Origin of the sequence: Streptomyces sp. NPDC059201, assembly GCF_042754585.1 — a bacterium.
GTDB lineage: Bacteria > Actinomycetota > Actinomycetes > Streptomycetales > Streptomycetaceae > Streptomyces.
Window position 1 is genome coordinate 70,218 of sequence record NZ_JBHZBB010000012.1, and the last position, 25,140, is coordinate 95,357.

Annotated in this window: 23 protein-coding genes and 1 riboswitch; of the genes, 14 read left to right on the forward strand and 9 right to left on the reverse strand. The window is 72.5% G+C overall.

Going from position 1 to position 25,140, the window contains the following annotated elements; all coding sequences use genetic code 11:
* Nucleotides 1–61 precede the first annotated feature (61 nt).
* Nucleotides 62–1,855 carry a DEAD/DEAH box helicase gene (locus tag ACFXMG_RS31575; protein WP_383829620.1) on the forward strand — a complete coding sequence of 598 codons (1,794 nt, stop codon included), beginning with the start codon at nt 62–64 and terminating at the stop codon, nt 1,853–1,855.
* Between the two features lie 455 nt (nt 1,856–2,310).
* Nucleotides 2,311–2,952 (forward strand): IclR family transcriptional regulator, encoded by a 642-nt coding sequence (locus tag ACFXMG_RS31580; RefSeq protein ID WP_169084335.1) that lies wholly within the window; start codon nt 2,311–2,313, stop codon nt 2,950–2,952.
* A 170-nt stretch (nt 2,953–3,122) separates the two neighbouring features.
* On the opposite strand, the gene ACFXMG_RS31585 is transcribed toward ACFXMG_RS31580, so the two are convergent.
* Complete coding sequence (locus tag ACFXMG_RS31585) at nt 3,123–4,046, reverse strand: ArsR/SmtB family transcription factor (RefSeq protein WP_383829571.1); 924 nt, start codon at nt 4,044–4,046, stop codon at nt 3,123–3,125.
* Between the two features lie 156 nt (nt 4,047–4,202).
* Here ACFXMG_RS31585 and ACFXMG_RS31590 point away from each other — a divergent pair, with 156 nt between their 5' ends.
* Together ACFXMG_RS31590 and ACFXMG_RS31595 are read left to right on the forward strand one after the other, a co-directional pair.
* Nucleotides 4,203–5,300, forward strand: a complete 1,098-nt coding sequence (locus ACFXMG_RS31590) for an acetylhydrolase (RefSeq protein ID WP_383829568.1) — start codon at nt 4,203–4,205, stop codon at nt 5,298–5,300.
* A gap of 62 nt (nt 5,301–5,362) precedes the next feature.
* Nucleotides 5,363–6,145 carry a S16 family serine protease gene (locus ACFXMG_RS31595; protein ID WP_383829617.1) on the forward strand — a complete coding sequence of 261 codons (783 nt, stop codon included), beginning with the start codon at nt 5,363–5,365 and terminating at the stop codon, nt 6,143–6,145.
* On the opposite strand, the gene ACFXMG_RS31600 is transcribed toward ACFXMG_RS31595, so the two are convergent.
* The 3 genes from ACFXMG_RS31600 to ACFXMG_RS31610 form a co-directional block, all read right to left on the reverse strand.
* Nucleotides 6,078–7,397: an MFS transporter gene (locus ACFXMG_RS31600; protein WP_383829565.1), complete on the reverse strand. Its 1,320-nt coding sequence runs from the start codon at nt 7,395–7,397 to the stop codon at nt 6,078–6,080. The genes ACFXMG_RS31595 and ACFXMG_RS31600 overlap by 68 nt on opposite strands.
* A gap of 263 nt (nt 7,398–7,660) precedes the next feature.
* The gene (locus ACFXMG_RS31605) at nt 7,661–8,263 is read right to left on the reverse strand and encodes an ArsR/SmtB family transcription factor (protein WP_383819970.1); all 603 of its coding nucleotides are present in this window, start codon (nt 8,261–8,263) and stop codon (nt 7,661–7,663) included.
* A gap of 101 nt (nt 8,264–8,364) precedes the next feature.
* Nucleotides 8,365–8,841, reverse strand: coding sequence for an Lrp/AsnC family transcriptional regulator (locus tag ACFXMG_RS31610; RefSeq protein ID WP_150228406.1), 477 nt, complete (start codon nt 8,839–8,841; stop codon nt 8,365–8,367).
* Nucleotides 8,842–8,962: 121 nt separating this feature from the next.
* Between ACFXMG_RS31610 and hppD the strand changes: the two genes are divergently transcribed.
* Nucleotides 8,963–10,108 (forward strand): 4-hydroxyphenylpyruvate dioxygenase, encoded by a 1,146-nt coding sequence (hppD, locus tag ACFXMG_RS31615; protein WP_383819967.1) that lies wholly within the window; start codon nt 8,963–8,965, stop codon nt 10,106–10,108.
* A 52-nt stretch (nt 10,109–10,160) separates the two neighbouring features.
* Here the strand turns inward: hppD and ACFXMG_RS31620 are convergent, their stop codons facing one another.
* On the reverse strand, nt 10,161–11,633 hold the full coding sequence (locus ACFXMG_RS31620) for a tetratricopeptide repeat protein (RefSeq protein WP_383819965.1): 1,473 nt from the start codon (nt 11,631–11,633) through the stop codon (nt 10,161–10,163).
* A 98-nt stretch (nt 11,634–11,731) separates the two neighbouring features.
* Here ACFXMG_RS31620 and ACFXMG_RS31625 point away from each other — a divergent pair, with 98 nt between their 5' ends.
* On the forward strand, nt 11,732–13,108 hold the full coding sequence (locus ACFXMG_RS31625) for an FAD-binding oxidoreductase (protein ID WP_383819963.1): 1,377 nt from the start codon (nt 11,732–11,734) through the stop codon (nt 13,106–13,108).
* A gap of 28 nt (nt 13,109–13,136) precedes the next feature.
* On the opposite strand, the gene ACFXMG_RS31630 is transcribed toward ACFXMG_RS31625, so the two are convergent.
* On the reverse strand, nt 13,137–13,628 hold the full coding sequence (locus tag ACFXMG_RS31630) for an SsgA family sporulation/cell division regulator (RefSeq protein ID WP_383819960.1): 492 nt from the start codon (nt 13,626–13,628) through the stop codon (nt 13,137–13,139).
* Between the two features lie 319 nt (nt 13,629–13,947).
* Between ACFXMG_RS31630 and ACFXMG_RS31635 the strand changes: the two genes are divergently transcribed.
* Nucleotides 13,948–15,378, forward strand: a complete 1,431-nt coding sequence (locus ACFXMG_RS31635) for an RDD family protein (RefSeq protein WP_384902864.1) — start codon at nt 13,948–13,950, stop codon at nt 15,376–15,378.
* An 83-nt stretch (nt 15,379–15,461) separates the two neighbouring features.
* Nucleotides 15,462–16,136, forward strand: a complete 675-nt coding sequence (locus tag ACFXMG_RS31640; RefSeq protein WP_383819956.1) for an RDD family protein — start codon at nt 15,462–15,464, stop codon at nt 16,134–16,136.
* A gap of 21 nt (nt 16,137–16,157) precedes the next feature.
* On the opposite strand, the gene ACFXMG_RS31645 is transcribed toward ACFXMG_RS31640, so the two are convergent.
* The gene (locus ACFXMG_RS31645) at nt 16,158–16,436 is read right to left on the reverse strand and encodes a hypothetical protein (protein ID WP_383819953.1); all 279 of its coding nucleotides are present in this window, start codon (nt 16,434–16,436) and stop codon (nt 16,158–16,160) included.
* Between the two features lie 340 nt (nt 16,437–16,776).
* On the opposite strand from ACFXMG_RS31645, the gene ACFXMG_RS31650 reads away from it, so the two are divergent.
* The gene (locus ACFXMG_RS31650) at nt 16,777–19,209 is read left to right on the forward strand and encodes an immune inhibitor A domain-containing protein (RefSeq protein ID WP_383819950.1); all 2,433 of its coding nucleotides are present in this window, start codon (nt 16,777–16,779) and stop codon (nt 19,207–19,209) included.
* Between the two features lie 145 nt (nt 19,210–19,354).
* A complete protein-coding gene (locus ACFXMG_RS31655; protein ID WP_383819947.1) occupies nt 19,355–19,666 on the forward strand; it encodes a hypothetical protein in 312 nt (103 codons plus the stop codon).
* A gap of 18 nt (nt 19,667–19,684) precedes the next feature.
* Here ACFXMG_RS31655 and ACFXMG_RS31660 read toward each other — a convergent pair whose 3' ends face one another.
* On the reverse strand, nt 19,685–20,284 hold the full coding sequence (locus ACFXMG_RS31660) for an isochorismatase family protein (RefSeq protein ID WP_383819944.1): 600 nt from the start codon (nt 20,282–20,284) through the stop codon (nt 19,685–19,687).
* A 108-nt stretch (nt 20,285–20,392) separates the two neighbouring features.
* Nucleotides 20,393–21,772 (reverse strand): nicotinate phosphoribosyltransferase, encoded by a 1,380-nt coding sequence (locus ACFXMG_RS31665; RefSeq protein ID WP_383819941.1) that lies wholly within the window; start codon nt 21,770–21,772, stop codon nt 20,393–20,395.
* 109 nt (nt 21,773–21,881) lie between these two features.
* Between ACFXMG_RS31665 and clpS the strand changes: the two genes are divergently transcribed.
* The 4 genes from clpS (at nt 21,882) to ACFXMG_RS31685 (ending at nt 25,016) form a co-directional block, all read left to right on the forward strand.
* A complete protein-coding gene (gene clpS, locus ACFXMG_RS31670) occupies nt 21,882–22,187 on the forward strand; it encodes an ATP-dependent Clp protease adapter ClpS (RefSeq protein ID WP_383819938.1) in 306 nt (101 codons plus the stop codon).
* The gene (locus ACFXMG_RS31675; RefSeq protein WP_383819936.1) at nt 22,187–22,768 is read left to right on the forward strand and encodes a DUF2017 domain-containing protein; all 582 of its coding nucleotides are present in this window, start codon (nt 22,187–22,189) and stop codon (nt 22,766–22,768) included. Before clpS ends, ACFXMG_RS31675 begins: the two co-directional genes overlap by 1 nt.
* A 318-nt stretch (nt 22,769–23,086) precedes the next feature.
* A complete protein-coding gene (locus tag ACFXMG_RS31680) occupies nt 23,087–24,514 on the forward strand; it encodes an amino acid permease (RefSeq protein WP_383819933.1) in 1,428 nt (475 codons plus the stop codon).
* A gap of 76 nt (nt 24,515–24,590) precedes the next feature.
* Entirely contained in the window at nt 24,591–25,016 is a 426-nt protein-coding gene (locus tag ACFXMG_RS31685; RefSeq protein ID WP_383819931.1) for a Mov34/MPN/PAD-1 family protein, read from the forward strand.
* Nucleotides 24,994–25,138: riboswitch (cobalamin riboswitch) on the forward strand. It overlaps the preceding gene by 23 nt.
* Nucleotides 25,139–25,140 lie beyond the last annotated feature (2 nt).

The following is a 25,140-nucleotide window of genomic DNA, read 5'->3' on the forward strand; positions in this document are numbered from 1 at the left end:
AAGGTGGCCCGGTTGTCATATCTGGACGAGCGTCTGGACGAGCGTCGAACCGTGACCGGAGATCGTGACTACCACCGCAACCTCCTCTCATCACCTCTCTCCCGCCTTCCCCGGCCGTGCTCCCTGGGGCACCGCCAACAAGCTGCGAGCCTGGCAGCAGGGCGCGATGGAGAAGTACATCCAGGAGCAGCCCCGTGACTTCCTCGCGGTCGCCACACCCGGCGCCGGCAAGACCACCTTCGCCCTGACCCTCGCGTCCTGGCTGCTGCACCACCACGTCGTGCAGCAGATCACCGTCGTCGCCCCCACCGAGCACCTGAAGAAGCAGTGGGCGGCGGCCGCGGCGCGGATAGGGATCAAGCTGGACCCGGAGTACAGCGCCGGGCCGCTCAGCAAGGAGTACGACGGCGTCGCCCTCACCTACGCCGGCGTCGGCGTACGGCCCATGCTCCACCGCAACCGCTGCGAGCAGCGCAAGACCCTCGTCATCCTCGACGAGATCCACCACGCCGGTGACTCGAAGTCCTGGGGCGAGGCGTGCCTGGAGGCGTTCGACCCGGCCGCGCGCCGGCTCGCCCTCACCGGCACGCCCTTCCGCTCCGACACCAACCCCATCCCCTTCGTGACGTACGAGGAGGGGAACGACGGCATCCGGCGCTCCTCCGCCGACTACACCTACGGATACGGGAACGCGCTCGGCGACGGCGTCGTCCGGCCGGTCATCTTCCTCTCCTACAGCGGCAACATGCGCTGGCGGACCAAGGCGGGCGACGAGATCGCCGCGCGGCTCGGCGAGCCGATGACCAAGGACGCCGTCTCGCAGGCGTGGCGCACCGCGCTCGACCCGCGCGGCGACTGGATGCCGAACGTGCTGCGCGCAGCCGACCAGCGCCTCACCGAGGTGCGGAAGTCGATCCCGGACGCGGGCGGCCTCGTGATCGCCTCCGACCAGGACTCGGCCCGCTCCTACGCCAAGCTGATCCGCGAGATCACCGGCACCAAGGCCACGATCGTCCTCTCGGACGAGGCCGCCGCCTCGGACCGCATCGACGAGTTCAGCGAGTCCACGGACCGCTGGATGGTCGCGGTCCGCATGGTGTCCGAGGGCGTCGACGTGCCCCGCCTCGCCGTGGGCGTGTACGCGACGACGATCTCGACGCCGCTGTTCTTCGCGCAGGCCGTCGGGCGTTTCGTGCGATCGCGCAGGCGCGGCGAGACCGCGTCCGTGTTCCTTCCCACCATCCCCAGCCTCCTCGGCTTCGCCAGCGAGATGGAGGTCGAGCGCGACCACGTGCTCGACAAGCCGAAGAAGGAGGGCGAGGAGGACCCGTACGCGGAGTCCGAGAAGGAGCTCGCCGAGGCGGAGAAGCTCCAGGACGAGGACACCGGCGAGCAGGACATGCTGCCCTTCGAGGCGCTGGAGTCCGACGCCGTCTTCGACCGGGTCCTCTACAACGCCGCCGAGTTCGGCATGCAGGCCCACCCCGGCAGCGAGGAGGAGCAGGACTACCTCGGCATCCCCGGCCTCCTCGAACCCGACCAGGTGCAGCTGCTGCTCCAGAAGCGGCAGGCCCGGCAGATCGCGCACAGCCGCAAGAAGCCCGACGCCGAGGCGGACCTGCTGGAGCTTCCTGCGGAGCGGCGTCCCGTCGTTTCCCACAAGGAGCTGCTCGAACTGCGCAAGCAGCTCAACACCATGGTCGGCGCGTACGTGCACCAGAGCGGCAAGCCGCACGGCGTGATCCACACCGAGCTGCGGCGGGTCTGCGGCGGCCCGCCGAGCGCGGAGGCCACCGCCGGGCAGATCCGCGAGCGGATCAAGAAGGTGCAGGAGTGGGCCACCCGGATGCGGTGACCTTCCCGGGCGCCTGGCCAGTTCCGGACAGGCTCCGGACAGGTTCCGGACAGGAGAGAGGCCCGTACGACGGCGGTCGTACGGGCCTCCTTCTCATCCCGCGCGAGGCGGGATTCGACGCCGGGGCCGGCCCCCACGGACGGCCATCCGGCACCCTCCACGCTACGGGCACGACATAGGCGTTCTTGTCAGCCAAAGTCCCGAGGAGGGCCGACGAAGGTCCTGAACCGTCCGCATCCGGTCGCCCGCGCCCGGATTCTGGACGAGGTCTTCCGCTGAGCGGAGCGGGTCGCTACTGTCCCGGCTCAAAAGCAATCGCCCCGTGGCAGCGCCGCCGCGGAGCGCAGCCGGTGTACCCCTTCCTGCCGGCGGCCTCTGACGTGCGTCGCCGACGGGACCGGCGCCGCGAACCCCGTGGGAGCCCGCCGCCACTCACTTTCGAAGGAGAGGGCGTCGTGACCGCGGAGACCTCCCAGACGCTCGACCGGGGACTCAGAGTCCTCAAACTGCTCGCCGACACCGACCACGGCCTGACGGTCACCGAGTTGTCCAACAAACTCGGTGTCAACCGGACCGTGGTCTACCGCCTGCTCGCCACCCTGGAGCAGCACGCCCTCGTCCGCCGCGACCTCGGCGGCCGGGCCCGCGTCGGCCTCGGCGTGCTGCGCCTCGGCCGGCAGGTCCACCCGCTGGTGCGGGAGGCGGCCCTGCCCGCCCTGCGCTCGCTCGCCGAGGACATCGGCGCGACCGCGCACCTGACGCTCGTCGACGGGGCGGAGGCGCTTGCCGTCGCCGTCGTCGAGCCGACCTGGACGGACTACCACGTGGCCTACCGGGCCGGCTTCCGCCACCCGCTGGACCGGGGCGCCGCCGGCCGCGCGATACTCGCCGCCCGCCAGGGCACCCTGATCGAACCCGGCTTCACCCTCACCCACGGCGAGCTGGAGGCCGGGGCGAGCGGGGCGGCCGCGCCCCTGGTCGGCGTGACCGGCATCGAGGGCAGCGTCGGCGTCGTCATGCTGGCGGACGCCGTGCCGGAGCGGGTCGGCCCCCGCGTGGTGGACGCGGCCCGAGAGGTGGCGGACGCGCTGCGCTGACGGCCGCGAACCCGTTCCGTCTCGACCGCGCCCGGTCGCGACCGCGTCCGGTCGGTGCGGCGCCGACCCCCCACCGACCCTTCGGACCGATGGGACCGAGGAACAGATACCTATGGAGACATAGGTATCTGTTCCTTCCGATGGTGAACCCTGCTGCCCGCCGGGCGCCCTCAGCGCACCAGCAGCTCCGCCACCGCCGTCCGCGTGTGGTGGACCGAGCGGCCCGTGCGGACCGTGGTCAGCAGGCCCGCCGCCCGGAGCGCCGCCGTGTGCGCCGAGACCGTCGCCGCCGACACCCCCAGCGCCCGGGCCAGCTCCGTCGTCGTACGCGGCCCGCCGAGCCCGCGCAGCAGCGCCGCCCGCGTCGCCCCCAGCACCCCCGCCAGCGCCTCCCCGGGCCCCTCCGGAGCCGGAGGCAGCCCCGGACCCGCCGGATACGCCACGACCACCGGCCGGCCCGGCACGTCCTGCACCAGCGGCCCGCCCCGCCAGTGGAAGGTCGGCAACAGGACGAGCCCCCGCCCGCCGAGCCGCACCTCCCCGTACCCGCCCGGCCACGCCCACACCCCGCCGTCGAACCGCGACCCCGGCGCGAGCCCCGTCAGCGCGGCCCCGAGCCCGCCCTCGGCCAGAGCGACCGCGTACCGCGCGAACTCCGCCCGGTGCAGGTCCTGCACCCGCCCCCACACCGGCGCCAGGACCGCCCCGTACGCCGCCCGCTGCGCCCGCCCGAGCGTCCGCCACGCCTCCTCGTCCCCGGCGTGCAGCGCCCCCACCCACGCCGGTGCCGGGCGCCGTCCCGCGTACACCCGCTCAAGCTCGGACCGTACGAGCTCCGGCCGCGCCGACCGGATCAGCGCGAAGCCCTCCTCCCGCGTCTCGCCGAGCACGTCGAGGAAGGCCGGCGGCGCCACCCCGCTCGGCGCCAGGTCCGCCAGCGGCAACGAGGCGGCCGGCAGGCCCCGCAGCAGGCGCGCCCGCCACCGCCCGAAGAACACGCCCTCGTGGGGCGCGCCCAGCATCAGCAGCGTCGCGTGCAGCTCCGGCACCGGCGAGGGCCGCGGCGCACACCGCACCCGAACCAGGTCCTCCACCGCGAAGTGAATCCTCAGCAACCCCCACAACCCCTCATGCCGCCCACAGCCCCACCTGTCCACACCCCCATGCCGTCCCCCAGCCGTTCCGTCCAGCCCTGAGGGCAGGGCCGAAAGCCTCGCTGCGGGGCCCTGCCTCCCACCAGCATGCCCGTCATGAACAGCCTCTCCCGTCGCGGCCTCGGCAAGGCCGCCGTCCTCGGTGCCGCGAGCCTTCTGCTCGGGCCCCGCGCCCACGCCGCCCTGCGCGCCGCCGGGCCGCTCGTGCCGGTGCTGCCCGCGCCTACCGGGCCGCACCCCGTCGGGGTCGTCCGGCATGCGTTCACCGACCGGGCGCGCATCGATCCCTGGGAGCCCGCACTGGGGGCCCGGCAGGTTGTCGTCAGCGCTGTCTACCCTGCCCGGACCGTCACCGGGTTCTCGCGCGCGCCTCAGCTCACCCCCGCCGAGGCGCCCGTGTTCGGTGCGCTCGCGCCGGTGGTTCGGGGGCTGCCGGGTGGTGGGGTCGACTGGGGCGGGGTGCGGAGTCATGCGTACATCGGCGCGCCGCCGCTGGCCGGGCGTAGGCCCGTTGTGCTGTACACGCCCGGTGGCGGTGACGCCCGCAGCCTTGGCACCGGGCTTGCCGAGGAGCTGGCCAGCCATGGCATGGTCGTCGTGCTCGTCGACCACCCGGGGGAGGCGAGCCAGGTGGAGCTGCCCGACGGGAGCGTGCGGGAGACCGTGCTGTACGGGCCGCCGGACGCGGTGACCTTCCGAACCATGATCGACACCCGGGTCGCCGACCTCCGCCTCGTCCTCGACCGGCTCGGTGAACTGCCCACCCGCGCGGTGACCGACCCCCGCCGCACCGGGATCTACGGGCACTCCGCGGGTGGTACGGCCGCTGCCCTCCTCGCCGCCCGGGACCCGCGGGTCCGGGCCGTCGCCAACCTGGAGGGCTATCTCGACCTGGAGCCCTGGCCGGGGCGCCGGCCGCTGCTCCTGCTGAACACCGACGGCTTCGAGGGCGAAGAAAGGATCGCCCGTTCCTGGGAGGGGCTGCGGGCCCGGCGCCGTACCCTGCGCGCCGCGAACCACTGGGTCCTCACCGACCACGCGGCGCTCGTCCCCCCGCTGCACGCCGCCGGGCTCGTCACGGACGCGGTACGGGACGGGCTCGTCGGACCGGGCGACGCGGCGGCGTCCTTCGCCACCGTCCGCCACGAGCTGCGGGCCTTCTTCGGGCACGCCCTGGCCCGCCCCTGCCGCTGACCCCGGCCCGCCGGCCGCCCGGTGCCCAGTAGATTGGGGGCGTGCTCTCGCGTCTCTCCCGTATGCCCCGGTCTCGTGTGCTCGCGGCGTGCGCCGTGCCCGTCGTCGCGCTGGTCGCCGTGGCGGGGCTCGCGCCGCTGCCGTTCGCCATCGCCCAGCCCGGGTCCACCGCCGACGTCCTCGGGAAGGACAAGGGGCGGGAGGTCATCACGATCACCGGCGCCCCGGTCCGGCCCACCACCGGTGAGCTGCGGATGACGACCATCCTCGCCACCGGGCCCGGCACGGACGTGGACCTCGGGGACGTGGCCGACGCGTGGTTCCGGGCGGACCGGGCCGTCCTGCCGCACGACTCCGTCTACCCGCCGGGGAAGTCCGACGCCGAGATCGAGAAGCGGAACCTCGGGCAGATGAAGCAGTCCCAGGACGCCGCCGCCCTCGCCGCCCTCGGCTATCTGAAGCTGGACCCGGAGGAGGTGAAGGTCGACCTCCACCTCGCCGACGTCGGCGGACCGAGCGCCGGCCTGCTCTTCGCCCTCGGGGTCGTCGACAAGCTCGACGGGGACGGCGACGGCGGCGACCTCACCGGCGGCAAGACCGTCGCCGGTACGGGCACGATCGCGCCGGACGGCAAGGTCGGCGCGGTCGGCGGCGTCTCCCTCAAGACCCAGGCCGCCTCCCGCGACGGCGCCACCGTCTTCCTCGTACCGAAGGACGAGTGCTCGGACGCGGAGGCCGAACTGCCGGACGGGATGCGGCTCGTGCCCGTCTCCACCCTCAGCGACGCGGTGGCGTCCCTGCGGGCCCTGGGACAGGGGCAGGAGTCGAAGGTCCCGTCCTGCTAGACGATGAAGTCCCCGCTACCGGCTTCGCGTCCAGGCCGCGCCAGGCGGGGAAGACCGCCGGGGTGAGCGTCACCACGAAGTAGAGCGCCGCGACCCCGAGCAGCGTCGCCGTCAGGCCCGCCCGCTCGACCAGCAGACCCGTCACCAGGCCGCCCAGCGGGGTCGCCATCAGGACGCCCGCGGTGCTGGCCCCCGCCACCCGGCTGCGCAGCTCCTCCGGCACCCGCTCGTACATCACGGTCGTCAGGATCGGGTTGAGCACCCCGGCGCCGAGTCCGGCCGCCACCGCCGTCACGAGCAGCGGCGTCACCGTGCTCGTCGTCGCCGCCACGACGAACAGCGGGGCGCCGGTGAAGAGGAAGCCGACCGTGAAGATCCCCCGGCGCGGGAAGCGGTGGCCCACCGCGCCGTAGAGCAGCGCCCCGGCGAGCGCGCAGCCCGCGAAGACGGCGACCAGCAGGCCCTGCACCGCCGGGCCGCCCAGGTGCTCCCGGGCGTGCAGCGGCAGCAGCACCGAACTCCAGCTCAGCGCCAGGCCGTTGGTGACCATGACCATCAGCATGATGCCGAGCAACAGCCGGTCGCCGAAGAGGTACGCGTACCCCTCGCGCAGGTCGGCGCGGTAGCGCTCGGGGGAGAGCGGCGGCCCGTCGCGGCGCGGCGCGGCCGCGGCGATCCCGCGCAGCCCGGCGGCCGTGAGCGCGGCGGAGACGCCGAAGGTCGCCGCGTCGAGGAGCAGTACGGTGTCGGCGCCGGCCACCGCCACCAGCACCCCCGCCAGCGCGGCGCCGCCCATCCGCGCCCCGCGCGAGACCGCGTCGTACAGACTCGCGGCCCGGCCCAGCGGGGTCCCGGCCAGGGCGGCGAGATCCGGCACGAGGACGTACCGGGCGGTCTCCCCGGGCGCGTGGAAGAGCCCGTTGAGCGCCATCAGCGCACAGAGCATCCAGTAGGCGAGGTGCCCGGTGTGGTGCAGCAGCGGGATCGCGGCGAGGGCGAGCCCGCACACGACGTCGGAGGCGACGCTGACCCGCCGCCGGCCGATCCGGTCGACGATCGGTCCGCCGGCGATCGCCGAGAGGACCACCGGCAGGGCGGCGCAGAACGCGACGAAGCCGGCTTTGCCGGGGCTGCCGGTGGTTTCCAGGGCGAACCAGGGGACGCCGATGAGGGTGAGGGAATTGCCCGCGATCGAGACCGCGTTGGCCGTCAGGACGGTGAGGAGGGGGCTCTTGGTGGCGGCGGCGTGCATGCGGGCGCGGTCCCTTCCGGGGGGTGGGGATGGGGGTGCGGGGCGCGGGCGCGGGTGCGGGTGCGTGGGCGGGTGCGGGTGGGTGGGCCGCTGCGCGGGGCCTTCCCCCACCCCGCCCCTTCCCGAAACTGGGGGCAAGCCCCCAGGCCCCCGTACGGCCTGCGGCCGTGCCCTCAAACGCCGGGCGGGCTGATTTCAAGGGGCGGGGTGCGGGAGAAGCCCCGCGCAGCGGCAGCCCCCGCCCCGCCCCGCCCCGGCCCCGTTCAGCTCTCGGGCTGCGGGAACGTGTGCAGGTGGAGTCGTACGCGCGCGGCGTCCGGCGCTTCGGACGCGGGGGAGTCGCGGTACTCGTCGATCAGCGCGTGCAACCGCTCACCTAGCTCGCGCGCGGCCGCCGGCGGCAGCCGCAGGGTGAAGTCGCTCAGGTCGGACGCGCCGGCCCAGGCGGGCCAGTCCTGGCGGGTGGCGATCCAGGTGGACAGTTCCTGGGTGTGGTTGGTCGCGGTCTCGTGGAGGAGGAGGTCGGCGGCGCCCCGCACCTGGGGGTCGGGGTCGGCGTGGAGCGACTCGTCCCAGCTGATGCCCTGCTGGGCGGCCGTCCACCACCGCTCGCGCCCCTTGCCGAGGCTCGGGTCGTCCTCGACGAAGCCGTGCGCGGCGAGCTGGCGCAGGTGGTAGCTGGTGGCCCCGCTGGACTCGCCGAGGCGTTCCGCGAGCTGGGAGGCGGTGGCCGGTCCCTGGTGGCGCAGGGAGCGGAGGAGCTGGATGCGGAGGGGGTGGGCGAGGCCGCGCAGGGAGCGCGGGTCGAGCACGCGGGTCTCGTGCTTCTGCGGGGCCTTCACGGCCTTCTCGGGCTCGGGGGGCATGATCTCAGCGTAGGCATGCAAAGAAGACGTTGCAAGGCTTTCTTTGCAACGTCTTCTTTGCATGCCTACATACGCGAAACCGCCCGCCGCCCGCCCGCTCCCTACCCCGGCTCCCCACCCGCCGCCTGCTCCACCAGCGGGATGATCCGCAGCGGCACCGCGTTCTCCATCACGATCGCCGTCGACGCCCGCACGATCCCCTCGAAGGCCACCACCTTGTCGATCACCCGCTGGAGGTCCGCGTTCGACCGCGCCACCAGCCGGCACAGCATGTCGCCGTGGCCCGTCGTGGTGTGCAGCTCCAGCACCTCCGGCACCGTCGCCAGGTGCTCCCGGACGTCCGCGCCCTGCCCCTGCTTGATCTCCAGCGTGGCGAAGGCCGTCACCGGATAGCCCAGCGCCGCCGGATCCACCTGCGGGCCGAACCCGCGGATCACCCCGCTCGCCTGGAGCCGGTCGAGCCGTGCCTGGACGGTGCCGCGGGCCACCCCGAGCCGCCGGGACGCCTCCAGGACGCCGATGCGCGGCTCGCGCGCCAGGAGCACGATCAGCCGCCCGTCCAAATGATCGATCGCCACAGCACCCTCCGAATGGTCACGATGTACAAGTCGCCCGCACATACTCCCGGGTCGCTGTACAGATTGACCACCCCAACAGCGAACTATTGCGCACCTTGCCGGTCGGCGGGACGCTGCTGCCATGACTGAGACCCTGGATCACACCCCTTCCACCGCGCGTGAGGCCGACCCCTTCCCGGTGAAGGGCATGGACGCGGTCGTCTTCGCCGTGGGCAACGCCAAGCAGGCCGCGCACTACTACTCCACCGCCTTCGGCATGAAGCTGGTCGCCTACTCCGGACCGGAGAACGGCAGCCGCGAGACCGCCAGTTACGTCCTCACCAACGGCGCCGCCCGCTTCGTGTTCACCTCCGTCATCAAGGCGGGCACCGACTGGGGCCGCTTCCTCGACGAGCACGTCGCCGAGCACGGCGACGGCGTCGTCGACCTCGCCATCGAGGTCCCGGACGCCCGCGCCGCCTACGCCCACGCCGTCGCCCACGGCGCCACCGGCCTGGTGGAGCCGTACGAGCTGAAGGACGAGCACGGCACCGTCGTCCTCGCCGCCATCGCCACCTACGGCAAGACCCGCCACACCCTCGTCGAGCGCGGCGACTACACCGGCCCCTACCTCCCCGGGTACACCGCCGCCGCCCCGATCGTCGAGCCGCCGGCCAAGCGCACCTTCCAGGCGATCGACCACTGCGTCGGCAACGTCGAACTCGGCCGGATGAACGAGTGGGTGGCGTTCTACAACGACGTCATGGGCTTCACCAACATGAAGGAGTTCGTGGGCGACGACATCGCCACCGAGTACTCCGCCCTCATGTCGAAGGTCGTCGCGGACGGCACCAAGAAGGTGAAGTTCCCGATCAACGAGCCGGCGATCGCGAAGAAGAAGTCGCAGATCGACGAGTACCTCGAGTTCTACAACGGCCCCGGCGTCCAGCACATCGCCCTCGCCACCAACGACATCGTCGCCACCGTGCGCGCGATGCGCGCCGCCGGCGTCCAGTTCCTGTCCGTCCCGGACACCTACTACGACACCCTCGGCGAGTGGGTCGGCGACACCCGCGTGCCGATCGACGAGCTCCGCGAGCTGAAGATCCTCGCCGACCGCGACGAGGACGGCTACCTGCTCCAGATCTTCACCAAGCCGGTCCAGGACCGCCCGACCGTCTTCTTCGAGATGATCGAGCGCCACGGCTCCATGGGCTTCGGCAAGGGCAATTTCAAGGCCCTCTTCGAGGCGATCGAGCGCGAGCAGGACAAGCGCGGCAACCTGTAGAGACCGGCTTCCGCGTCCGGGGCGGGGCACGGGGCCCGCCCCGGACGCGAGGTCAACCCGCCTTCTTCTCCAGCTCCTTGTCCGTCTCCTTCTCCGTCTCCGTCTCCTTCTCCGTCTCCTTCGGCTTCCTCAGGTCCTTCTCCGACAGCGCGTCCTTGGGGACCACCTCCGGATCCGGCTCGCCCAGCTCCGCCAGCGCCGCCTCCGCCCGCGACGCGTGCAGCGGCGAGAACGACGGGTGGATCCGCAGCGCCTCCTCCAGGTGCCGCCGCGCCGGCGCCGTCCGCCCCAGCGCCCGCTCGATCTCGGCCAGGTGGTACGTGAACGGGGCGCTGCGCGGCCCCTCGTCGGTCGCCGTCCGCGCGTACGGCAGCGCCTCCTCCGGCTCGCCCGCCCGCAGCAGCGCCCAGCCCAGCGCGTCCGCCACCGCCACCGAGCGGTGGCCCTTCGCCCAGGCGGCCTTCAGCCGGGTCACCGCCGCCGCCGGATCGCCGTGCTCCGCGTCCAGCAGCCCGAGCACCACCTCGGCCGACGGCGAGGCCCAGTCCCCGCTCCGCAGCCGCTCGTACGCCGCCCGCGCGTCCCCGTCCAGGCCCAGCGACTCCGCCAGCTCCCCGGACTCCAGGACGTACTCCGGCAGCGGCTGACGGGCCAGCGCGGCCCGCCACTCCCGCTGCGCCTCCTCGGTCCGCCCGAGGGCCGCCAGCGCCCGCGCCCGGCCCGCCAGCGCCGGCCCGTGGTCCTTCACGAACCGCAGCGCCGCCGCGTACCGCTCCAGCGCTTCGGCCGGCTCGCCCCGCTCCCACGAGAAGTGCCCGAGCCGGGTGTGGGCCGCCGCCTTCTCCGCGTCCGTGGCCGCGAGCGCCGCCGCGTCCAGCGCCGTGGCGTCGGCGTCCTCCCGCCAGCCCCGGTCCCGGTGGATCTCCGCCGCCCGGCCGCGCACCACCGCCCCGCCGTGCAGCTCTTCCAGCTTCTCCATCGCCTTGCGCGCCGCCGTGTGGTCCCCGAGGCCGTTGTACGCGTCGATGAGGAGCGGATACGTGTTCCACCGCCGGGGAGCGGCCTTGCGGACCCGCTCGCCCCACTCTTTCGCGCCCTTCCAGTCGCCCCGCGCCCCCGCGAGCACCCCGAGGCCCAGTTGCGCGTCCACGTTCCCCCGGGCCGCCGGCAGCTCCGCCAGCGACCGGTTCAGCGCCCGCTCGGCCCGCGGCAGATCCCGTACGTCCCCGAGCCGGGCGCCCCGCTCCGTATAGGCGGCGCCGAGCACCGCCCACGACGCCGCGTCGTCCGGGTGCTTGCGCAGCCACCCCTCCCGGTCCCCGATCAGCGCCACCAGGTCGGGCAGGGCGGCCGGGGCGCCCGCGTGCGCCGCGCTCGCCGCCCGCTCGGCCGGGCCCGGCGGACGGGGCGGAGCGCCCCGGTCCAGGAACTCCGGCAGGTACAGCAGCGCCGTCGCCGCGAGGACCGCGCCCACCCCGGAGGCGAGCACCACCCGCGACACGTTCTGGCTCTTCATGGGGCTCATGCGCCTCACTGTGCGCCCGCCCGCGCTCGTACGAAGAGCACATGAGCCGCCCGTCCCGGCGGGTTCACACCGTTGGCCCCGAGTGCCAGGCTGGAGGCATGGACGATCTTCAGACGCTCCACGCGGCACTCCGCGCCGGGCTCCCCGCCGACGCCGTCCTCACCGACCCGGACGTGACGGCCTCCTACACCCACGACATGGCGAGCTTCTGCGACGCGGGCACCCCCGCCGCCGTGGTGCTGCCCCGCACCGTCGAACAGGTCCAGCACGTCATGCGGACCGCGACGGAGCACCGCGTCCCGGTCGTGCCGCAGGGCGCCCGCACCGGACTGTCCGGGGGCGCCAACGCCTCCGAGGGCTGCGTCGTGCTCTCCCTCGTCAAGATGGACCGGATCCTGGAGATCGACCCCGTCGACCGCGTCGCCGTCGTCGAGCCGGGCGTGATCAACGCCGTCCTGTCCCGCGCCGTGTCCGAGCACGGCCTGTACTACCCGCCGGATCCCTCCAGTTGGGAGTCGTGCACGATCGGCGGCAACATCGGCACCGCCTCCGGCGGCCTGTGCTGCGTCAAGTACGGCGTCACCGCCGAGTACGTCCTCGGCCTCGACGTCGTCCTCGCCGACGGGCGCCTGCTGACCACCGGCCGCCGCACCGCCAAGGGCGTCGCCGGATACGACCTCACCCGCCTCTTCGTCGGCTCCGAGGGCAGCCTCGGCATCGTCGTGAAGGCCGTCCTCGCGCTCAAGCCGCAGCCGCCCGCCCAGCTCGTCCTCGCCGCCGAGTTCCCCTCCACGGACGCCGCCTGCGCCGCCGTCTGCGCGATCATGGAGCGCGGCCACACGCCGTCCCTCCTCGAACTGATGGACCGGACCACCGTCCAGGCCGTCAACCGGATGGCGAGGATGGGCCTCCCCGAGACCACCGAGGCGCTGCTCCTGTGCGCCTTCGACACGCCCGACCCGGCCGCCGACCTCGCCGCCGTCGGCGCCCTGTGCACGGCCGCCGGGGCCACCGAGGTCATCCCCGCCGCCGACGCCGCCGAGTCCGAACTCCTCCTCCAGGCCCGCCGGCTCTCCCTCACCGCCCTGGAGACCCTCAAGCCCGCCACGATGATCGACGACGTCTGCGTGCCCCGCACCCGGCTCGCCGAGATGCTCGCCGGGACCACCGCCATCGCGGAGAAGTACGCCCTCACCATCGGCGTCTGCGCGCACGCGGGCGACGGCAACACCCACCCCGTCGTCTGCTTCGACCACGCCGACGAGGACGAGTCCCGGCGCGCCCGCGAGTCCTTCGACGAGATCATGGCGCTCGGCCTCTCCCTCGGCGGCACCATCACCGGCGAACACGGCGTCGGCGTCCTCAAGAAGGAGTGGCTGGCCCGCGAACTCGGCCCGGTCGGCCTCGAACTCCAGCGGGAGATCAAGCGCGTCTTCGACCCGCTGGGCCTCCTCAACCCCGGAAAGCTCTTCTGACCCCGTCCGTACGGACACGGGTACGGGCTCACAGCTCGCCGTCCTGCGACTCGTCCGACGGCCACGGGTCGCGCAGCCACAGGTCGTCGCCGACCACCGTGGTCGCGAGCAGCTCGGCCAGCCCGTCGTCGATGCCCAGCCGGTCCGACTCGGTGCCCGGCGGGACCGTGCGCAGGGTCCGCTCCAGCCAGGCGGACACCTGCGCCGACGGGGCCTCCAGGAGCGCGTCGCCGTCGGGGGAGGAGAGGGCCATCAGGAGGACGCTGCGGCCTTCGACCTTCGTCGGCCAGATCCGCACGTCCCCGTGGCCGCAGGCCCGGAAGACGCCCTCGACGAGCAGTTCGCGGGCGAAGGTCCAGTTCACCGGGTGGTCGGAGCCGACGTGGAAGGTCATGTGCACGGCGTACGGGTCGTCGGTGCGGTAGGCCAGCCGGGCCGGCACCGGGACCGAACGCTCGGGGGACAGGACCAGCTTGAGCTCCAGCTCGCGCTCGACGGTGGTGTGCTCGGTGTTCCGCATGGCGGTGCCTCTCGCGTCGGGGCCCCGGACGGGCCTTCACCTGGAGAGAGCGCGGTATCCCGGGTTCATTACGCGACTTCGGGAAGTTTTTTCGGGAAGTTTTTTCCGGACCCCTCCGCACCCCGCCCCGAGCCCCCATCCGCGGGCCCGAACCTCACGTGGAGTGAGTGATTCCGGCCCGCGTCGCCCGAAGGACGCCTTTCTCGTGGGCTCTTTCCTCCCTCGGGGACGTTCTTCGTTACTGTGCCTCCTTGGGTGCGGCACACCGGGCGCGGAGCCGCGCGGATCCAGAGCGTTGTGACTGAACGGAGTCGGGGCAGTGGCTACTCCTCCCGGAGGCGGCGGCGAGGTACCGCAGGCGGGGTACTACCCGGACCCGTCGATTCCCGGATACATCCGGTACTGGAACGGCGGCTCCTGGGTGCCCGGCACGAGCCGGCCCGCCCCGCAGGACGGCGAGGCCGCACCGGCCCCGCCCGCCTCGGCGATGCCGGCCGGGCCGGTCCTCGCCCCCAGCCCCGCGCCGGCCCCCGGGCCGGCGCCCGTCCCCGAACCCGCCCCGGTCGCGGCCCCCGTGCCCGCCGCCGTGGAGGAGACCGGGCCCGTCTTCTTCGACGAGGAACCCCTCGTCCGCGAACCGGCCACCGCCTGGCGGGCCGACGCCTCCCGGCAGCACGGCCCCGCCGTGGAGCAGGACCGCCCGGCCGCCTGGGGCACGCCCCAGCCCGCCGCGCCCGCGCCCGCTCCGGCCGCCGAGCCGTCGCCCGCGCCCGCCGTGCCCGACCCGAGGTCTCCGGTCGAGTGGCCGGCCGCCCCCGCGCAGGCCGAGGCGCCCGCCGCCGACCCCCGGATCGCGAGCGCCCCCGCCCGCCTCGGCGGCCTGCCCGTCACCCCGGCCCCGACCCCCGCGCCGGCCCCGGCGCCCGCCCCGGCTCCGGCGCCCGTCCGCGAGACCCCGGCCCCGGCGCCCGCGCCCGTACAACCGCAGCCCCACCCTCAGCCTCAGCCCCATCCCCACCCTCAGCCCCACTCCCAGCCCACCCCGGCCCCGGCAGCCCCGGCTCCGGCCCCCGCGCCCGCCGCCCCCTCCTGGGCCCACCAGCCGCCCCAGCAGGCCCAGCCGCAGCCGCAGCTCCAGCCCCAGGCCCAACCCCAGCCCCAGCCGCACGCACAGGCGCAGGCACAGGCGCAGCCGCAGCAGCCGGTCGTGCCGTGGAAGCCGCCGGTCGAGGACCCCTTCCTCCAGGCCGTCCGCGAGCAGTCCTCCGCGCCCCCGGCCGGGCTCGGGCGCCGGCTCCTGGCCCGGGTGGTCGACACCCTCCTCCTCGGCGCGATGGCGGCCGGCGCGGCCTTCCCCTTCGTCACCGCCGCCCTGGAGCACATCGAGGCCAAGATCGAGGCGGCCAAGCGCTCCGGCGTCACCGTGCAGGTGTGGCTCGTGGACGGCACCACCTCGGTCCAGTTCGGCATCGCGCTCGGCCTGCTGCTCGTCCTCGGCGTGCTGTACGAGGCGCTGCCCACGGCCAAGTGGGGCCGGACGCTCGGCAAGAAGCTGTGCGGCATCCAGGTCAGGGACCTCGAGGCGCACGAGCCGCCGACCTTCGGCAGGTCGCTGCGCCGCTGGTTCCTGTACACCTTCCTGGGCCTGCTGGTGATCGGCGTCCTCAACGTGCTCTGGTGCGTCTTCGACCGCCCGTGGCGCCAGTGCTGGCACGACAAGGCGGCCGGCACCTTCGTCGCCAAGGTCTGACCCGGGGGCCTGCCGGGGGGTCAGGTCCCCCGAACGGACGTCCATCCGTTGCGGGCCTCCGGGAGCCGGGATGCGATGCCCCCATGAGCACCGACCAGCCGCCGCCCGGCCCGCCCCCCGACGACGACCCCTTCCGCAAGCGGCCCGAGGGCCCGCGGGAGGGCCCGCCGCCGGGCTCGCCGCCACCCACCGGGCCCCCGCCGCCGGGGAGCCCGTACGACTCCCCGTACCCTCCGCCGCCCCCGCAGGGCGGCTACGGCGGCGGTTACGGCGGCACCGACCCGCTCTCCGGGATGCCGCCGCTCGCCGAGTCCGGGCGCCGCATCCTGGCGCGGCTCGTCGACTGGCTGATCGTCGCCGTGCCGCTCGCCGTCATCGGCATCCCGTTCGACGTCTACGACCGGGTGACCGAGGACGACGCCGACTTCCAGGACGCGTTCACCGGGGGCACGTCGATCGTCTTCCAGCTGCTCACGATCGTCGCCTTCGTCGCGTACGACACCGTGCTCACGGCGAAGAACGGGCAGACCCTCGGCAAGCGGCTGATGAAGCTGCGCGTCGCCATGCTCAACGACGGCTCCACGCCCCCGATGAGCCAGTCGCTGCTGCGGGCCGTCGTGCTCTGGCTGCCCGCGCTGATCTGCTGCGCCTGCCTCTGGCCGCTGCTGCTGCTCATCCTCATCCTGGTCGACAAGCCCTACAAGCAGGGCCTGCACGACAAGGCGGCGAAGACGGTGGTCGTCACCGTGCCGCAGTAGCCCCCGGCGGAACGGACGGCCTCACGGACCGGTCCGGGTATCGGCTCCCGCGCCCACCTGCGCGGCCGGTACCCGGACCGCGTCGTTCCCGGACCTGACGGGGGTGGCGCCGGGGGTCTTGACGGGCCGCGCCCCCGAGGGCATCGTCACCGCCACGAGAACGCCGAGCAGCAGTCCGGCGAGACAGGCCGCCGCGACGCCGGGCGGCCCGGTGGCGCCGGTCAGGAGCAGGAGCGCGGCGGTCGCGAGGACCACGACGGCCGAACCGTAGGCGTACTGCGCTGCGTTCGGACGCTGCATGACGGATACCGCCCCTCCGGACTACCGGTCGACTCTACGACGCTCGATGCCCGGCGGGAACGACGGGTAAGCGTGACCTGACCCACGGTGCCGGAGCACGGGGGGCGCACGGACGGCACGCGGGTGGCACGGGGGCCAACTTTCCCTTTCTTTAACCTCCTTGACCGTCCGCATACCGGATTTCGACTCCCGCATAGTGCACTTGGTGTGTGCAAGTCAAGATCTGTCTTTTCTTCCCTCTCTCCGGTCGAATGTCGTCACTTGTGACGCGCGACCCCCGCCGGACGGACTCCCCACCTCCTGGTCCGAGGGCGCGGGCGCCGGGGAGGAACGACATCAAGTGACCAACAGACGACGGGCGATTCGGGCGTCCGCGGTCGTTGTGGCGCTCGCGGCCACCGCCGCCACCGCTTCGACCTTCAGCACCGCCTGGGCCGACGACAACGGACGGATCACGGCGGCGGACGTCCGCCAGGACCCCGCGCCGGACGGCCAGGTCGACAAGACCACGGTCGACCACGACCTCGAGGGCCCCTTCAGCAAGCAGCAGGAGCAGCAGCGCAAGGCCGCCCTGGAGCAGGTGCTGAAGGGCGAGGCCAAGGTCGAGAACCGCGGCGGCTCCAAGGTCGTCAAGCTCGACGCGAAGAAGTACGTCGAGCTCGGCCGCGAGAAGACCGACAAGATCTTCACGATCCTCGTCGAGTTCGGCGACCAGGTCGACAACACCACCCTCGTCGACCGCAAGGACGACGACACGGACGAGCTGAAGCCGAAGTTCGGCGGCCAGCCCGGCCCGCTGCACAACGCGATAGCCGAGCCCGACCGGTCGAAGGACAACTCGACCGAGTGGCAGGCCGACTACAACCAGCAGCACTTCCAGGACCTGTACTTCGGCACCGGCAAGGACAAGAAGACCGGTCAGCAGAAGCACTCCCTGAAGACCTACTACGAGCGCACCTCGTCCGGCCGCTACTCGGTCGACGGCACGGTCTCCGACTGGGTCAAGGTCCCCTACAACGAGGCCCGCTACGGCTCCAACTACTGCGGCCAGACCAACTGCGCCAACGTGTGGGACACCGTCCGCGACGGCGTGAACGCCTGGGTCGCCGACCAGAAGGCCAAGGGCCAGACGGACGCCCAGATCAAGGCCGCGCTGGCGACCTACGACCAGTGGGACCGCTACGACTTCGACGCCGACGGCAACTTCAACGAGTCCGACGGCTACATCGACCACTTCCAGATCGTCCACGCGGGCGAGGACGAGTCGGCCGGCGGCGGCGCCCAGGCGACCGACGCCCTGTGGGCGCACCGCTGGTACGCCTACGGCACCAGCGCGGGCAAGACCGGCCCGGCGAACAACAAGGCCGGCGGCACCCCGATCGGCGACACCGGCATCTGGGTCGGCGACTACACGATGCAGCCCGAGAACGGCGGCCTCGGCGTCTTCGCCCACGAGTACGGCCACGACCTCGGCCTGCCGGACCTGTACGACACCGCGGGCGGCGAGAACTCGACCGGCTACTGGTCGCTGATGTCCTCCGGCTCCTGGCTGGGCCTGGGCAAGGACGCCATCGGCGACATGCCCGGCGACATGAACGCCTGGGACAAGCTCCAGCTCGGCTGGCTCAACTACACCAAGGTGAGCGACGAGCAGCGCGCGTCGAAGTCCACCCACAAGCTGGGCGTGGCGGAGTACAACACCAAGAACCCGCAGGCGCTCCTCGTCGAGCTGCCGAAGAAGGCCGTCACCACCGACATCGTCGCCCCCGCCGAGGGTGCGGCCCAGTGGTGGAGCGGCATGGGTGACGACCTCAAGAACACCCTCACCCGCCCGGTCGACCTGACCGGCAAGTCGTCCGCCACCCTGTCCCTCAAGGGCTGGTACGACATCGAGGCCGAGTACGACTACCTCTACACCGAGGTGTCGACGGACGGCGGCGCCAACTGGACCGCCCTGGACGGCACGGCCGACGGCAAGCCGATCGACCGCGACGCGGCCGGCACCCCGGCCCTGTCCAGCGTCTCCGGCGGCTACAAGTCGCTCGCCTTCGACCTCGGGGCCTACGCGGGCAAGAAGTTCGACCTCCGCTTCCGCTACCAGACGGACGGCGGCCTGGCGCTCAAGGGCTTCGCGGCCGACGCCATCACCCTGACCGCCGACGGCGCCACCGTCTTCTCCGACAACGCGGAGAGCGGCGACAACGGCTGGACGGCCAAGGGCTTCACGCGGATGGGCAAGGGCTTCACGAAGGAGTACGAGCAGTACTACATCGCGGAGAACCGCCAGTACGTCTCGTACGACGCCACCCTCAAGGTCGGCCCGTACAACTTCGGCTTCACCGGTGACAAGGCGAGCTGGGTCGAGCACTACCCGTACCAGAACGGCCTGCTCATCTGGAAGTGGGACCTGTCCCAGAAGGACAACAACACCTCCGCCCACCCGGGCCAGGGCCTGATCCTCCCGATCGACGCCCACCCGACCCCGCTGAAGTTCAACGACGGCACGCTGATGCGCAACCGCGTCCAGGCGTACGACTCGACCTTCGGAACGTACCGGACGGACGCTTTCCGGCTGCACAAGGCGGACGCCCCGACCTGGGTCCGCTCGCTTCCGGGCAACCCGGTCTTCGACGACCGCAAGGGCACGTACTGGTTCCAGGAGACCGAGCGCGCCGGCGTCAAGGTCACTGACACCAACACCAAGATCGAGGTCGTCAAGGAGCCGCGCAACGGCCAGACGATCACGGTCCGGGTGGGTCCCTCGACCCGTTGATCCACTAGCGTTTCGGTAAACCAGCAGGTCAGAGCGTGATCGGCCGTCGCCCCCTAGCGGGCGACGGCCGATCGTGTTTAGGTGCAGCTGACCGAGTTCTCATGGACTCCTTATTGACAGTCGGCTCACGGGGGAGTGGTTCCGCATGCCTGGTGGAGGGTTCTGCAAGTTGCCGGGAGGCAGCGTGGTGGTCGCGATAGGGCTGCCCAGCCCGGCCGGGGACGGCGCGCACGTCCGCTTCCTCGTCCACGCCGCGAACCGCGCCCGGGCCCTGACCAGGCTCCGAAACCTGGGCCTGCGGTCGGTTTATCTGCGGGGGAACGCGGAGCCGCCCACTCCGGACGAGATCACGGCCGTCCTCCACCACCCGGACGGGCTGCTGTGGAGATCGGCGCCGGGTGCCGCCCAGGAGCTGTGGCACCCGGCCGGCACCCTGCCGAAGGCCCCGGCGGCCTGAGTCCCGGGTCCCTGAGACTTACGCGACGACCGGTACGCCGGAGAGGACCACTCCGGCCTCGTGGAGCTCCACGAGGGCCCGCTCGGTCGTCTCGCGGGCGACACCGGCCGTCAGGTCGAGCAGGACGTGGGTGCGGAAGCCCTCGCGGACCGCGTCCAGGGCGGTGGCCCGGACGCAGTGGTCGGTGGCGATGCCGACCACGTCGACCTCGGTCACCTCCCGCTCGCGCAGCCACCCCGCCAGCGTCCCGCCGTTCTCGTCGCGCCCCTCGAAGCCGCTGTACGCGGCCTCGTAGGCGCCCTTGTCGAAGACGGCCTGCACCGCGCCGCCGGCGACGGCGGGGGCGAAGTTCGGGTGGAAGCCGACGCCCTCGGTGCCGGCGACGCAGTGCCGCGGCCAGGAGCTGACGTAGTCCGGGGCCTCGCCGTCCGGGGCGAAGTGGGCCCCCGGGTCGATGTGGTGGTCCCGGGTCGCGACGACGTGCCGGTACGCGGCGCCCGCCGCCTCGCCCACGAGCTCGGTGATGGCGGCGGCGACGTCGGCGCCGCCCGTCACCGCGAGGCTGCCGCCCTCGCAGAAGTCGTTCTGTACGTCCACGACGATCAGTGCGCGGTGCATGGCGGGTGTCCTCGGGTGGTCGGATGGGATGGGACGAGCCTAGAGACTTCCCCTCCGGATGGGGAGGGGGCCGCCGCCACGCTCTGCCGGGTCTCTCCCGGGCTCTCTCTAGATGTACTCCGTCGGCAGCACCGGCTCGCCGCGGGAGAGCTGGATGGCCGACATCGGCAGTCCGGCGCGGGCCTGGATGTGCCGGGCGCGGGCCGCCTCCAGCGGCTCCCTGGCCACCACCTCGCCGCCCTTGACCAGCTCGACGAGGAGCTGGTCGGCGGCGAGCGCGTCGGGGACCGGTCCGGTGCCGATGACCTCGGCCGCGGCGGTGCCGTCGGCGTCCTTGCGGCGCGCGGCCCACTTGCGGCCGCCGACGGACGCCTTGCCGCCCAGCGACTTCTTCGCCACCGGGACGAGGGGTGCCTTGGGGTCGGCGGAGGCGGCGCGGGCGACCAGCTTGTAGACCATCGAGCAGGTGGGGTGGCCGCTGCCGGTGACCAGCTGGGTGCCGACGCCGTACGCGTCGACCGGCGCGGCGGCCAGCGAGGCGATGGCGTACTCGTCCAGGTCGGAGGTGACCACGATCTTGGTGTCGCGGGCGCCGAGCTCGTCGAGCTGGGCCCGGACCCGGTGGGCGACGAGCAGCAGGTCGCCGGAGTCGATGCGTACGGCTCCGAGCTCGGGCCCGGCGATCTCGACGGCGGTGCGGACGGCCTCGGTCACGTCGTAGGTGTCGACGAGGAGGGTGGTGCCCCGGCCGAGGCTGTCGACCTGGGCGCGGAAGGCGTCCCGCTCGCTGTCGTGGAGCAGGGTGAAGGCGTGGGCGGAGGTGCCGACGGTGGGGATGCCGTAGCGGAAGCCGGCGGCGAGGTCCGAGGTGGAGTCGAAGCCGCCGACGTAGGCGGCGCGGGAGGAGGCGACGGCGGCCAGCTCGTGGGTGCGGCGGGCGCCCATCTCGATCAGCCGGCGCCCGCCGGCCGCGGCCGACATGCGGGAGGCGGCCGCGGCGATGGCCGAGTCGTGGTTGAGGATCGAGAGGATCACCGTCTCCAGGAGCACGCACTCGGCGAAGGAGCCCTCGACGCGCAGCACGGGGGAGCCGGGGAAGTACACCTCCCCCTCGGGGTAGCCCCAGATGTCGCCGGAGAAGCGGTATCCGGCCAGCCACTGGAGGGTCGGCTCGTCGACGATGCCCCGCTCGCGCAGGAAGCCGAGGACGGCCGGGTCGAAGCGGAAGTTCTCGACGGCGTCCAGGACCCGGCCGACGCCCGCGAGGACGCCGTACCGCCGCCCCTCGGGCAGCCGCCGGGTGAAGACCTCGAAGACGGACCGCCGGTCGGCGGTGCCGGCCCGGAGGGCCGCCTGGAGCATGGTGAGCTCGTACTGGTCGGTGAAGAGCGCGGTCGACGGCACGCCCACCCGTCGCCCACCACCGCCCTTCTGGGGATGCGCTTCGCGCGCTTCTTCCTTCGGGAGCCCAAGGTCCGCAGCGTTCATGCCGACGATGCTAGCGCACTATTCGTCAATCTGACGAATACTCCGCGGTGGCGTCGGCGGGGCGGGCCCGTTTGTGCGACGGGGGGGTCCGGGTGGCAGCATTAGGTAAGTGAGCATCGCGCCTATCGAGATCGAACGGACCGAGTCGGCCGAGGAGGTCTCCGCGGCCGTCGAGCCCGACGTCCCCTGGGTCACCCTCGTGCACAACGACCCGGTGAACCTGATGAGCTATGTCACCTACGTCTTCCAGGCGTACTTCGGCTACTCCAAGGACAAGGCGCACAAGCTGATGCTCGACGTGCACAACAAGGGCCGCGCGGTGGTCTCCAGCGGCACCCGCGAGGAGATGGAACGGGACGTGCAGGCGATGCACGGCTACGGACTGTGGGCGACCCTCACCCAGGACCGCGGCTGATGGCCGGCCACTTCGAGGCGGTGCCCGGCGGCGGAGCGGCCGTCGCGCTCGACGAGGTCGAGATCTCCATCCTGCGCTCCCTCGCCGTCCAGCTCCTGGAGCTGATCGGCCCGGGCGACGAGCCCGGGGCGGACGCCGACCCGCTCGCCGCCCTCTTCGCCGAGGGCCCCAGCGAGCCCCCCTCCGACCCCGCCCTGCGCCGGCTCTTCCCCGACGCGTACGGGGACGACACCGAGGAGCTGCGCGCCGCCGCGGCCGACTTCCGCCGCTACACCGAGAACGACCTGCGCGCCCGCAAGCGCGAGGACGCCCTCGCGGTGGTGCGCGCCCTGGACGGGCTGGCCTCCGTGGAGCCCGAGGAGTCCGTGGTCCTGAAGCTGACCCCGGACGAGTCCCGGGCCTGGCTCGGCACCCTGAACGACCTGCGGCTGACCATCGCCACCCGCCTGGACATCACCGAGGACGAGGAGAGCGAGCGGCTCTACCGGCTCCCCGACAGCGATCCGCGCAAGCCGATGGTGATGGCGTACCTCTGGCTCGGAGCGCTCCAGGAGTCACTGGTGGAGACGCTGCTGTCCTGACGGACGGGCGGGGCGGGGAGTTCGCTCAGCGGACGCTCAAATCCGGATAACGAACTCGTTATCAGAGCGAACACCTTGCCGTCTTGAATCCCTTTTGTCCTGATTTTTTTGTGGTGCGCGCCACACCCAACTCCGTCGATCACCCCCTGCCCCGTGATAAATCTTCACGACCGCTCGGGGACGCCACCCCTGTTCCCGAGGGCGCTTTGGCCGGCTGACCGCCGGTGGCACTCCATCCACATCCGGGGGGATCAGGACCTGATCCGCGGCAGACGCACTCGCAGTCGCGCGGATCAGCATGGAGAAAGGCGCACCACCATGACCTCAGTGCAGGTCGACAAGCAGCACGACGGCACCGACGGGGCCGTGGACGGCGGCGAGGGCTACCAGCGTGGCCTCGGCGCCCGCCAGATCCAGATGATCGCCATCGGCGGCGCCATCGGCACCGGCCTCTTCCTCGGCGCCGGCAAGGCCATCCACAAGGCCGGACCCAGCCTCATCCTGGCGTACGCGATCGCCGGTCTGGTCATCTTCTTCATCATGCGGGCCCTGGGCGAGCTGCTCATGTACCGCCCGGTGTCGGGCTCCTTCGCGGAGTACGCCCGCGAGTTCATCGGCCCCTTCGCGGGCTTCGTGACCGGATGGACGTACTGGCTCTTCTGGGTCGTCACCGGCATCACCGAGGTCACCGCCGCGGCCACCTATATGACGTACTGGTGGGACATCCCGCAGTGGATCTCCGCCCTCGTCTTCACCGTGATCCTCTACGGCGCCAACCTGATCTCCGTGAAGCTCTTCGGCGAGCTGGAGTTCTGGTTCTCCATGGTCAAGGTCACCGCCATCATCGGCATGATCCTGATCTGCGCCGGCATCCTCACCGTCGGCTTCTCCGACGCCGGCGACACCGCCACCGTGGCCCACCTCTGGAACCAGGGCGGCTTCTTCCCCAACGGCGTCGGCTCCACGCTGATGACCCTCCAGATCGTGATGTTCGCCTTCCTCGCCGTCGAGCTCGTCGGCGTCACCGCGGGCGAGTCCAAGGACCCGAAGACCGTCCTGCCCAAGGCCATCAACACCGTGCCGTGGCGCATCGCCGTCTTCTACGTCGGCGCCCTGATCATGATCCTCTCGGTCGTCCCGTGGACCGAGTTCCAGCCCGGCGTCTCCCCGTTCGTCGCCGCCTTCGAGAAGATGGGCCTCGGCGTCGGCGCCGCCATCGTCAACTTCGTCGTGCTGACCGCCGCGCTCTCCTCCTGCAACTCCGGCATGTACTCCACCGGCCGCATGCTGCGCGACCTCGCGCTCAACGGCCAGGGCCCGAAGGTCTTCACCAAGCTCACCAAGGGCGGCACCCCGCTCATCGGCCTGACCTTCTCCGCCGCCCTCATGCTCGTCGGCGTCTGGATCAACTACGTCGCCCCGGGCAAGGCGTTCGAGTACGTCGTCTCCTTCGCCACCATCTCCGGAATGTGGGCCTGGATCATGATCCTGGTCAGCCAGATCCGCTACCGCCGCAAGTGCGACCGCGGCGAGCTGCCCGAGTCCACCTTCAAGGCCCCCGGCGCCCCCTGGACGAGCTGGTTCGCGCTCCTCTTCATCGGCATGGTCATCGTCATGATGGGCGTCGACGAGGGCGCCCGCGTCTCGCTCTACTGCGCCCCGGTGTGGGGACTCATCCTCACCGTCGCCTACCTGGTGCTCAAGGCCCGCAACCCCGAGGGCGCCGCCTTCGCCAAGCGCTCCTGACCCACCCCGTCCCAGCATCCGGGCCGCCCCGTACCACTCCTCGGTACGCGGCGGCCCGTCGGCTTATCCTGTCGCCATGCTGACCCTCACCCGAGACCTGTACGACCGCATCGTGGACCACGCGCGGGCGGACCACCCCGACGAGGCATGCGGCGTCGTCGCGGGACCGGTCGGCTCGGGCCGCCCCGAGCGCTTCATCCCGATGCTCAACGCCGCCCGCTCGCCCACCTTCTACGAGTTCGACTCCGCCGACCTCCTCAAGCTCTACCGCGACATGGACGACCGGGACGAGGAGCCCGTGATCATCTACCACTCGCACACGGCGACCGAGGCGTACCCCTCCCGCACCGACATCACCTACGCCAACGAGCCCGGCGCCCACTACGTCCTCGTCTCCACCGCGGACACCGACGCCGCCGGACCCTTCCAGTTCCGCTCGTACACGATCGTCGACGGAATCGTGACCGAGGAGGACGTCAAGGTCGTCGAGGCGTACGAGTAGTCTGACCCCGACCTTCAGGGCGGCAGGAGCCAGGAAGCCGGTGCGAGTCCGGCGCGGTCCCGCCACTGTGACCACACCCCCCGTGTGGGAGCCAGGAACTGACCTGCCGCCTTCTCACCACCGA

Excerpts from the sequence above, each read along its gene's own strand:
- ACFXMG_RS31590 (WP_383829568.1), top strand. The coding sequence starts at position 4,203 with ATGAACAGCCTCTCCCGTCGCGGCCTCGGCAAGGCCGCCGTCCTCGGT.
- ACFXMG_RS31595 (WP_383829617.1), top strand. The coding sequence starts at position 5,363 with ATGCCCCGGTCTCGTGTGCTCGCGGCGTGCGCCGTGCCCGTCGTCGCG.
- ACFXMG_RS31600 (WP_383829565.1), bottom strand. The coding sequence starts at position 7,397 with ATGCACGCCGCCGCCACCAAGAGCCCCCTCCTCACCGTCCTGACGGCC.
- ACFXMG_RS31605 (WP_383819970.1), bottom strand. The coding sequence starts at position 8,263 with ATGCCCCCCGAGCCCGAGAAGGCCGTGAAGGCCCCGCAGAAGCACGAG.
- hppD (WP_383819967.1), top strand. The coding sequence starts at position 8,963 with ATGACTGAGACCCTGGATCACACCCCTTCCACCGCGCGTGAGGCCGAC.
- ACFXMG_RS31620 (WP_383819965.1), bottom strand. The coding sequence starts at position 11,633 with ATGAGCCCCATGAAGAGCCAGAACGTGTCGCGGGTGGTGCTCGCCTCC.
- ACFXMG_RS31625 (WP_383819963.1), top strand. The coding sequence starts at position 11,732 with ATGGACGATCTTCAGACGCTCCACGCGGCACTCCGCGCCGGGCTCCCC.
- ACFXMG_RS31630 (WP_383819960.1), bottom strand. The coding sequence starts at position 13,628 with ATGCGGAACACCGAGCACACCACCGTCGAGCGCGAGCTGGAGCTCAAG.
- ACFXMG_RS31640 (WP_383819956.1), top strand. The coding sequence starts at position 15,462 with ATGAGCACCGACCAGCCGCCGCCCGGCCCGCCCCCCGACGACGACCCC.
- ACFXMG_RS31645 (WP_383819953.1), bottom strand. The coding sequence starts at position 16,436 with ATGCAGCGTCCGAACGCAGCGCAGTACGCCTACGGTTCGGCCGTCGTG.
- ACFXMG_RS31655 (WP_383819947.1), top strand. The coding sequence starts at position 19,355 with ATGCCTGGTGGAGGGTTCTGCAAGTTGCCGGGAGGCAGCGTGGTGGTC.
- ACFXMG_RS31660 (WP_383819944.1), bottom strand. The coding sequence starts at position 20,284 with ATGCACCGCGCACTGATCGTCGTGGACGTACAGAACGACTTCTGCGAG.
- ACFXMG_RS31665 (WP_383819941.1), bottom strand. The coding sequence starts at position 21,772 with ATGAACGCTGCGGACCTTGGGCTCCCGAAGGAAGAAGCGCGCGAAGCG.
- ACFXMG_RS31675 (WP_383819936.1), top strand. The coding sequence starts at position 22,187 with ATGGCCGGCCACTTCGAGGCGGTGCCCGGCGGCGGAGCGGCCGTCGCG.
- ACFXMG_RS31680 (WP_383819933.1), top strand. The coding sequence starts at position 23,087 with ATGACCTCAGTGCAGGTCGACAAGCAGCACGACGGCACCGACGGGGCC.
- ACFXMG_RS31685 (WP_383819931.1), top strand. The coding sequence starts at position 24,591 with ATGCTGACCCTCACCCGAGACCTGTACGACCGCATCGTGGACCACGCG.